Raw genomic sequence first — 8,831 nt, 5'->3', positions numbered from 1 at the left:
GGATCGGGTTCCATTTTTGTGCGGAGGTGGCGGATGTGGACGCGGATTGTCTCGATATCGTCGTCTGGATCGTAACCCCAGACCTCCCTGAGAATGTCACTAGGGGACACTGTTTGCCCGTGTCGCTGGAGTAAACAGTGCAACAGTTCAAATTCGAGGTGCGTCAGCTTGATCGTCGCCTTACGCCAAATTGCCTCAAAGCGTTCGGGTACTAACGTCAGTTCCCCATAGTTAAGAATCTCGCTATGTTTGGCAGCTTGGGGAATGCGATCGGTTCGCCGGAGCAATGCCCGCACCCGCGCCAGGAGTTCCTCGATCTCAAATGGTTTGGTGAGGTAGTCATCCGCACCAGCATTAAATCCTTCGACCTTGTTCTGTGTCTGACTGAGCGCCGTCAGCATCAATACGGGAATGTCTGAAGTGCGATCGTCCCGTCGCAACCGCTGGCAAACGGTATATCCATCAACTTTGGGCAGCATCAAATCTAGGACGATCAAGTCAGGCTGGATTTGGAGCGCCATTGCCTGACCCTGAATACCATCAGGCGATTGGTTGACCTCATACCCAGCCATTTCGAGGTTAATACAGACTATTTCAGCGATCGCTGCATCATCATCGATGACTAGTATTCGAGGCATGTTCGAGTAATTTTAGATAAACGTTTGAAAAGTTTGTTAAAAATCTTTAGCAAAACAAAGCTTTCTGTAAAGATTATACGCAACTGGCTCGATCGCGGCGAGTTTTTTTTGATATTCCTCAATTTTACTTCATAGTGACTGAGTGATAATAGGTAGTTAAATGGGAGATGGGAGATGGGGGATGGGAGGTTTTAGGCTTTGAGTTTTGGGCTTTGAGGGAAAAGGAGTAAGAGAACCTGCTAGTGTCCCAGTCTCCCAGTCTCCCAATCTCCCAATCTCCCAATCTCCCAATCTCCCAATCTCCCAGTCCCCCAACTCCCAACTCCCAACTCCCATGACAACCATCCCCCCACGCAAACCCACTTGGCTAACTGTAATCCGGCTCCTACGATGGGATAAACCCGCAGGTAGGTTAATTTTGATGATTCCAGCATTGTGGGGATTATGCTTGGCTGCAAAGGGAAATCCACCGCTACCACTGTTAGGAGTGGTGATTTTGGGGACGCTGGCGACTAGTGCGGCGGGTTGTGTCGTCAACGATCTATGGGATCGGAATATCGATCCGCAGGTAGAGCGCACCAAAACCCGTCCGCTGGCGGAAAAGTCACTATCGATCGCGACTGGGGTGGGGGTGCTAATCGTGTCGCTGATTTGTGCGGCACTCTTGGCAAGTTATCTCAATCCCTTGACATTTTGGCTGTGTGTAGCTGCCGTTCCGGTAATTTTATTGTATCCTGCTGCTAAGCGAGTATTTCCCGTGCCGCAACTGGTACTATCGATCGCGTGGGGATTTGCCGTCTTGATTAGTTGGTCGATGGTCACGGCGAGTATTGCAACGCCGACATGGTATTTGTGGGGGGCGACGATTTTTTGGACGCTGGGATTTGATACTGTATATGCGATGTCCGATCGCGAAGACGATCGTCGCATCGGGGTCAATTCTAGTGCCTTATTTTTTGGTAAATACGTGGCTGAAGCGATCGCGATTTTTTATGCGCTGACAGTGGGTTTGCTGGGCTATATGGGGCAACTTATGGGGCTGGGGTCGGTATTTGTCCTGACGTTGGGTATGTCTGCTGGCTTTTGGTTGTGGCAATATCTCCAGCTCAAGAAACCCACGATTCCACCAGCTTTTTATCCCCAAATGTTTCGGGAAAATGTCTGGATTGGGTTTGGGTTGCTGCTGGGCATGATCTTGGGAGTCAGACACTAGGCTCTAGGCTTTGGACTTTAGAGTACAAATTAGGTTAGTATAGCTACCGAATCATTACTGACTAGAATAGATCGTTGGAGCAATCTCAACCCGAGCCAGTTTCTGTCAAAAGAGAGTAGAGGCGGAAATCAGATTGGGGTATAGTAGGGCTAGACCGATCGATCTATCATGCGAGGCGGTAAAAATGAAACAAATTCAGATTTCCATGTTGGTGTTGTGTCTCGGTTGCGGATTGCCGCTAGCCGCCAGAGCAGAAGCTCCCACGCCCAAAAGTGGATGCTGGTCTACCGAAGTGGCAATTCGCCCGAGTACTCCCGAGCAAGTCACCACTGCGACAGGTCGCGTAATTGGGATCGAGCGAAGTAACAAGGATCGCTCGCTGGCGGCTACAGAAGTCGTCACCTGGGTAAAGCTGAAAACACCAACTGGGCAAAAAACCGTTTATTTGGGATCGGATCGATCGCTACAACAGCAAGGCTTGAAATTGAAAGTGCGGGATACGATCGAAGTTCAGGGCGTTCAAACTTACAAGTCCAAGAAATTACCAACAATTATCGCCAACACGGTCAAAAAAAGCGATCGCGTCTGGAAAATCGATAATATTGCAACTAAACCCACCAGCGACGAACGGTGCAGATTTAACGGCTAGTACTAATATTAATCTAGGATAAAGTTTGAATCCGCTGCAAATATCCGAGATTATGTCAGAATCGCTGAAATCTTTACTCACCGCTGTCGCTGCTGGCGAAGTTACACCCGAGCGTGCATTGTCCAAACTGCAATCGCTCGGCTACGAATCGATCGACGACTTTGCCAAGATCGATTTTAACCGTCAACAGCGGACGGGCTTTCCGGAAGTCATTTGGGGACTAGGTAAAACGCCAGCGCAAATTGTCAAAATTATCCAAGTGATGCGCCAACAGCAATCGGTAGTCATGGCAACCCGGATTACACCAGCCGTCTACACCGAACTGCTTCAGGAGATCCCTGACCTAATCTATTACCAAACGGCGCAAATCTGCGCTCTAACCCCCCCGCAACCGCAAATTACACGCACAGGCAAGATTACCATCCTCACCGCAGGTACAGCCGATTTACCCGTAGCTGAGGAAGCAGCCTGTACAGCAAGTTTATGCGGTTTTGAGGTCGAAAAGTTATGGGATGTCGGCGTCGCCGGGATTCATCGCTTGCTGAATAATCGCCACGCGATCGATAATGCCGACGTGCTAATTGTCGTGGCGGGGATGGAAGGTGCGCTAGCCAGTGTAGTAGCTGGTTTGGCTGATTGTCCGGTGATTGCCGTACCGACTAGTATCGGCTACGGTGCCAGTTTTGGAGGTATAGCGCCGCTACTAACGATGCTCAACTCTTGCGCCGCAGGTGTCGGTGTGGTGAACATCGATAATGGCTTCGGTGCCGCTATTTTAGCAGCTCAAATCTTGCGATCGGCAGCTAGAGTTAGAGGGTAGAGGGTAGAGGGGGGACTGGGTGACTGGGGGGAGTTAGTGAGATGCGGAGATCTACCCACCCCGCCTGCGGCACCCCTGTCTTGAAAAGGTGCTCTACTTGGGGAAACCCCAAGACCACACTTTTCGCTCCGAGGAGGGGATTTTATTCCCTAATCCCTCATCCCTGCCCTATTCACTATTCACTATCCACTATCCACTCGAACCTACCCCTGATGCACTAAGAGCGTAAAGTTAAACACGCTACCTTTGCCCGGTGAAGATTCGACCCAAATTTGACCGTAATGGGCGCGAATAATCCGCTGACAGACAGCTAAACCGATGCCGTAGCCCGATTGTGCCAGATCGCGATCGAGTCTGATCCGCTCTTGAAAGATGCGTTTTTGGTTTTCGGCGGGGATACCCAAACCAGTATCGGCGATACTTACTTGAATAGTTTGAGCGGTACGGTGGAGGGCGCTAATGTGGACGCGACCGCCAGGGGGGGTATACTTACTGGCATTGTCGAGGAGATTGGCGATCGTCTGTCGCAGCTTATCGGCATCGCCGTAGATGAAGGGGATATCTTGAGGAATATCAGTGGTAATCCGTTGGGACTTGGCTTGAAACTGCGAATCGATTTGGGCGATGACTGCGGCGATGAGTTGGCTGAGATCGAGTTTTTGGGGATGAAGATTGAAATGGGATGTATTAGACAGAGGTTGCAAGATGTCTGTAACCAGGCGATCGATCGCTTGAAGCTGGCTGCGGGCGCGCTCGATTAATTTGGCGATTGCGGCTGGGTCTAGGGCGTTAGCGCGATAATCCTGGGGATTGTGAACGATTTCGAGCGTCCCCAAGGCTAGCGCGGCGGCTGTCAGCGGGTTCCGCAGATCGTGAGCCAAAACAGACATGGCACGGTCTTGTAATTTTAGCCGATCGAGTAAGGCTTCTTTTTCTTGCTTGAGCGTAAAAACTTCATCGGTTAATTTAATCACCTTACTGACATGGCCGATCGAATCACTCAGTAATACTCGATCGGTTAGCGGTGGCGCGGTATCTTCATCGCGCATCTGCTCGCTCCCTGCCTCAACTAGCTCCTCTTGCCACCGATCCCACCAATTATCAATTTGATCGCTAAGATTGCTCCCAGCCAAGATCTGACGGGGATTTGGGTGCAGCTTCAGGAGTGCTGGCGTGGCGATCACTCGATAGTATTCTGCTAAGTCGGGCTGTTTGCCAACATCGACAACTTGCAGCTCGAATGAATGCTCGGTATTGAGCATCGTTAATTTGTCACGAATCTCTTGATTGTGGACATAACTAGTCATCCGCTCGTCAAGAAAGAGCAATAATTGTAACGATTTGGACGAATTAGTGGATCGATCGCGGTCGGTTGACATTCATTCTCGTTGGCGTAGCCTCTCCTATAGAGAATCGAAAGCTAATGGGGTCGGGTCGATTGTGGTTTTGGGACTAAAGTAAAAAATTCAACCAAACTTTAGTATGAACCGAATCTCGAACTTTGTTAACAAAAAATTAATCTTTTTTAAAAAAATGTCATAATTCGCCGGATGAAAGTGAGGATTCTCTCTGTTATCGTCAGCGCGAAGACCGGAGTGACTCTAAAAAAGCAGCTCGCCTCAACAGTAAAATAACAAATAATAAATATAAAGAGGCGGCAAAGCTTAAGATAGGAATAACGGTAGTATCTTACTATCTGCCATCGCTATTCCCACACGCTACCCCTATGAGTACTCCGCTCGGTTATGTTGCGTTAGTCCTACACGCTCATCTCCCCTTCGTTCGACATCCTGAGAGCGATTTCGTTCTTGAAGAAGAATGGCTGTACGAAGCCATTACCGAAACATATATTCCCCTACTCCACGTTTTTGAGGGATTGAAACGGGACGGAATCGACTTTAAAATTACCATGAGTATGACACCGCCATTGGTGTCTATGCTGCGCGACCCCTTGCTCCAAGACCGCTATGACGAGCATTTAGCCAAGCTAGAAGAGTTAGCGCAAAAAGAAGTAGATAGCAACGAACACAACGGACATATCAAGTACCTCGCCGAGTACTATGTCAAAGAATTTGCCGCCACACGGAAAACTTGGGAAAGACACGATCGAGATTTAATTGGTGCTTTCAAAGGATTTTTAGACAGTAATAACCTCGAAATCATTACCTGCGGTGCAACTCACGGTTATTTACCGCTGATGAAAATGTACCCAGAAGCGGTGTGGGCACAGTTGCGGGTGGCTTGCGAGCATTATGAAGAGAATTTTGGTCGCGCTCCCAAAGGGATCTGGCTGCCAGAATGTGCCTACTATGAAGGGCTAGAGAGGATGTTAGCCGATGCTGGCTTGCGCTACTTCCTCACCGACGGGCATGGCATTATGTATGCCCGTCCCCGTCCCCGCTTTGGCAACTACGCACCAATTTTTACCGAGACTGGTGTAGCCGCCTTCGGACGCGATCAAGAGTCTTCGCAGCAGGTTTGGTCGTCGATGGTGGGATATCCCGGCGCACCCGAGTATCGCGAATTTTATAAGGATTTAGGTTGGGATGCCGATTATGACTATATCAAGCCGTACATCATGCCCAACGGTCAACGCAAGAATATCGGGATTAAGTATCACAAGATTACTTCCAAGACTGGCGGTGAGAAAGCACTTTACGATCCCTACTGGGCGAAGGAAAAAGCTGCCGATCACGCGCAGAACTTTATGTACAATCGCCAGCAACAGGTCGGAAATCTGGCACACGTCATGAAGCGTCCGCCGCTAGTTGTCTCGCCGTATGATGCCGAATTATTCGGTCACTGGTGGTATGAGGGGCCGTGGTTTATCGATTTCTTCTTCCGCAAATCTTGGCACGATCAACATACCTATCAGATGACGCATCTGGCGGATTATCTCCGCACCGAGCCGACTCAGCAAGTCTGTCGCCCTTCCCAGTCTAGCTGGGGCTATAAGGGTTTTCACGAGTACTGGCTAAATGAAACTAATGCTTGGGTGTATCCTCACCTGCACAAAGGAGCTGAACGGATGATCGAACTGGCACGGATGGAGCCAGAAGATGAATTGCAATGGCGCGCCCTCAATCAAGCCGCACGGGAATTATTACTCGCGCAATCTTCGGACTGGGCATTCATCATGCGGACTGGGACGATGGTACCATATGCCATCCGCCGCACGCGATCGCATTTAGTCCGCTTCCACAAACTCTATGACGACCTCAAAGAACTGAAGGTCGATAGCGGTTGGCTCGAAAAAGTCGAGACGATGGATAACATTTTCCCAAGTATCAATTATCGGGCTTATCGACCATTGTAGGTAAATACGATCGACTCTCAAACACCAGCGCCCAAAATCTAGATAATGATTAGTTTGTGGCATTAGCCCAAAAGATCGTAATTCGATCTTTAATGCTGTCTATGGAAATCTAGTCAGCTCCCCGACTGAATAAATTAGTCGGGGATATTTAATCGATCGAACTACAGAGCGATCCCGAAAAAAACTCGTTCGGGATTAAGGATTAATCACACCCGAAAAAAGACCGATTAGGATCAAAGATAGAGGTGTCAAAATGAGAATTGCATTGATCGTAGTACCGATCGAGGGTGTGATATTTTCTGGCGGATTTAGTTCGGAGGCATGAGAGCGATCTTGGGTCTGCGTTTTCATAAACTAGTAAATATTTGGCTTGACTATCTCTCTATCTTCGCTCGATTCTAACTATATAGCATCGCTCGATCGAAAGATTAGCACTTAAAAATTACATCATTCGATCGAATGATTATTAATTTTAAATAGTGTGCCAGATTAAGTACTTATTTAAGTAGTAAAGTATATGCACTTGTCTATTGAATGTTACATTTATTGTAAGCTTATTTTCAGATATCGTGCAAACACCCGATGAAATCCGCAACTGGTATCGAACATTTACACCCGAAAAATTGCAGCGAAATCGATGGTATGGATCGGTCACGCAAGCATACGATAAAGTCCGCCCCAAATACGCTCAAGCCTTTTTAGAATGCGCGATCGAGGTTGCTAAAATCCCTGCTAATGGGCAGATATTAGAGGTCGGCTGCGGCCCAGGCACGGCGACGATTTCCTTGGCTCGATTGGGATTTTCAGTCATCGCATTAGAACCAAGCTTAGCAGCTTGTGAAGTCGCTCGTCAAAATGTCGCTGCCTATCCCAATATCGAAATTATTAATACCAGTTTTGAAGAATGGGAGCCAGTCGATCGAGAATTCGATGCAATTGTAGCCGCAACTTCTTGGCATTGGGTATCACCAGAAAATAAGTACCAGAAAGCCGCAAGTATGCTCAAAAATACTGGAGTGCTGGTTTTACTATGGAATACAACGATGATGCCACCGCTCGTGATATTCGAGCACTTAACTGAGATATTTAGACAACATCTACCAGCTTTCGCAGAATATAAAGATCGCGATCGTGAAGTTAAAGAACTGAATATCTTTGTTGATGCCGCGATCGATTCGGGCTTATTTAGTAACTTACGGACAGAAGTTCGGGTGAATGAGGTGAATTATGCGATCGATGATTATCTACAACTATTGACAACCTATTCACCCTGTATCGCCCTAGCTCCCGAAAGCAGACACGAGTTATCAGAGAGCTTAAGAGCAGTACTCGCACAAAACTGTGGCACCCAGATGCAATTATCTTATCAGTCTGTTTTTCAAATTCTCGATCGCAGCTTGCCCGAATCATAAGATATTGCAACAGTATTGCAATTCAAAAATAATCGAGCGATTCTATTGTTCAATTATCCCAGCTTGTATCAAGAGCTGACGCTCTTCAACTCGTTGGCAAAGCCTCTCTGAAAGAGAATCGCGACGATTTAATTGCAATAGCCGAATTGTAACCCGACCGATCGCAGTTAAAGGCGAAAATTCGGCTCCATTCAATTAAAGTTATGTATTAGCAGACAGTTTATATGGAGAAAGCCCAACTGCTGTACTGAGAATATTAGAAAAATTAAACTTACAATTCATGGTGTCGATTAGAAGTAATCATGGTGTGTGGCTGCCAGCTACAGCCAAGGTTAGACAGCGGCGTTTTTATTCTGGGGTTCCCCCAGAATAAAAAAACGACAAGACAGACAAAATGGCGTAAATTTACCAGAACATTTGCGGCTAACCCACCAGAAATTAGATATGTTCGTGAGGTAATATTTGGTTAGCGGGGACGTTATACTTATTGGGATTTGACTACTGACACTGAAACTTTACCACCCAGTAGCACATCTTATGTTATGACAAACATTCAGAGTGACAGAAGAGGGATAAGTAGCTGAGCATAATTAAAGTGACAATGACGAAATCGCCCTCACCCCGCCAGAGCCTTCGGCTCTAGCTCCCCTCTGTCTTGTCTTGACGCGCTCGACCTGGAGGGAACCTCCGTGATGAGCGCGTCGCTGATTCGCTGAACCGTCGGGGAACAAAGGCGTGCGCGAATCGCTCCCAAGCTTGGGAGCGGCGTTTTTATGTCTAGGG

Annotated in this window: 9 protein-coding genes; 5 read left to right on the top strand and 4 right to left on the bottom strand. The window is 47.9% G+C overall.

The genetic code is table 11. The features are described from left to right. The coding region (locus tag RMO35_RS09845) for a response regulator transcription factor (protein ID WP_309740734.1) at window positions 1–638 on the bottom strand (638 nt) is incomplete at its 3' end. Window positions 639–972: 334 nt separating this feature from the next. On the opposite strand from RMO35_RS09845, the gene RMO35_RS09840 reads away from it, so the two are divergent. From RMO35_RS09840 to larB, 3 genes are all read left to right on the top strand, one after another. Next, window positions 973–1,851, top strand: a complete 879-nt coding sequence (locus tag RMO35_RS09840) for a 4-hydroxybenzoate solanesyltransferase (protein ID WP_309740733.1) — start codon at window positions 973–975, stop codon at window positions 1,849–1,851. Between the two features lie 184 nt (window positions 1,852–2,035). Continuing rightward, window positions 2,036–2,500 carry a hypothetical protein gene (locus RMO35_RS09835; RefSeq protein WP_309740732.1) on the top strand — a complete coding sequence of 155 codons (465 nt, stop codon included), beginning with the start codon at window positions 2,036–2,038 and terminating at the stop codon, window positions 2,498–2,500. Window positions 2,501–2,552: 52 nt separating this feature from the next. Beyond that, window positions 2,553–3,320, top strand: a complete 768-nt coding sequence (gene larB / locus RMO35_RS09830) for a nickel pincer cofactor biosynthesis protein LarB (RefSeq protein WP_309740730.1) — start codon at window positions 2,553–2,555, stop codon at window positions 3,318–3,320. A 203-nt stretch (window positions 3,321–3,523) separates the two neighbouring features. On the opposite strand, the gene RMO35_RS09825 is transcribed toward larB, so the two are convergent. Next, the gene (locus RMO35_RS09825) at window positions 3,524–4,699 is read right to left on the bottom strand and encodes a histidine kinase (protein ID WP_309740729.1); all 1,176 of its coding nucleotides are present in this window, start codon (window positions 4,697–4,699) and stop codon (window positions 3,524–3,526) included. A gap of 347 nt (window positions 4,700–5,046) precedes the next feature. Between RMO35_RS09825 and RMO35_RS09820 the strand changes: the two genes are divergently transcribed. Next, window positions 5,047–6,636 (top strand): glycoside hydrolase family 57 protein, encoded by a 1,590-nt coding sequence (locus RMO35_RS09820; protein WP_309740727.1) that lies wholly within the window; start codon window positions 5,047–5,049, stop codon window positions 6,634–6,636. Window positions 6,637–6,831: 195 nt separating this feature from the next. On the opposite strand, the gene RMO35_RS09815 is transcribed toward RMO35_RS09820, so the two are convergent. Further along, a complete protein-coding gene (locus RMO35_RS09815; protein WP_309740726.1) occupies window positions 6,832–6,987 on the bottom strand; it encodes a purine permease in 156 nt (51 codons plus the stop codon). Between the two features lie 218 nt (window positions 6,988–7,205). Between RMO35_RS09815 and RMO35_RS09810 the strand changes: the two genes are divergently transcribed. Next, window positions 7,206–8,048: a class I SAM-dependent methyltransferase gene (locus RMO35_RS09810; RefSeq protein WP_309740724.1), complete on the top strand. Its 843-nt coding sequence runs from the start codon at window positions 7,206–7,208 to the stop codon at window positions 8,046–8,048. 590 nt (window positions 8,049–8,638) lie between these two features. Here the strand turns inward: RMO35_RS09810 and RMO35_RS09805 are convergent. Continuing rightward, window positions 8,639–8,831 (bottom strand): hypothetical protein (locus RMO35_RS09805; RefSeq protein WP_309740723.1); only part of this gene is annotated, 193 nt, incomplete at its 5' end.

It is taken from the genome of Chamaesiphon sp. OTE_20_metabat_361, from assembly GCF_031364565.1.
The sequence above is the reverse complement of the archived record's forward strand: the minus strand, read 5'-3'. Positions and strand labels throughout refer to the sequence as shown.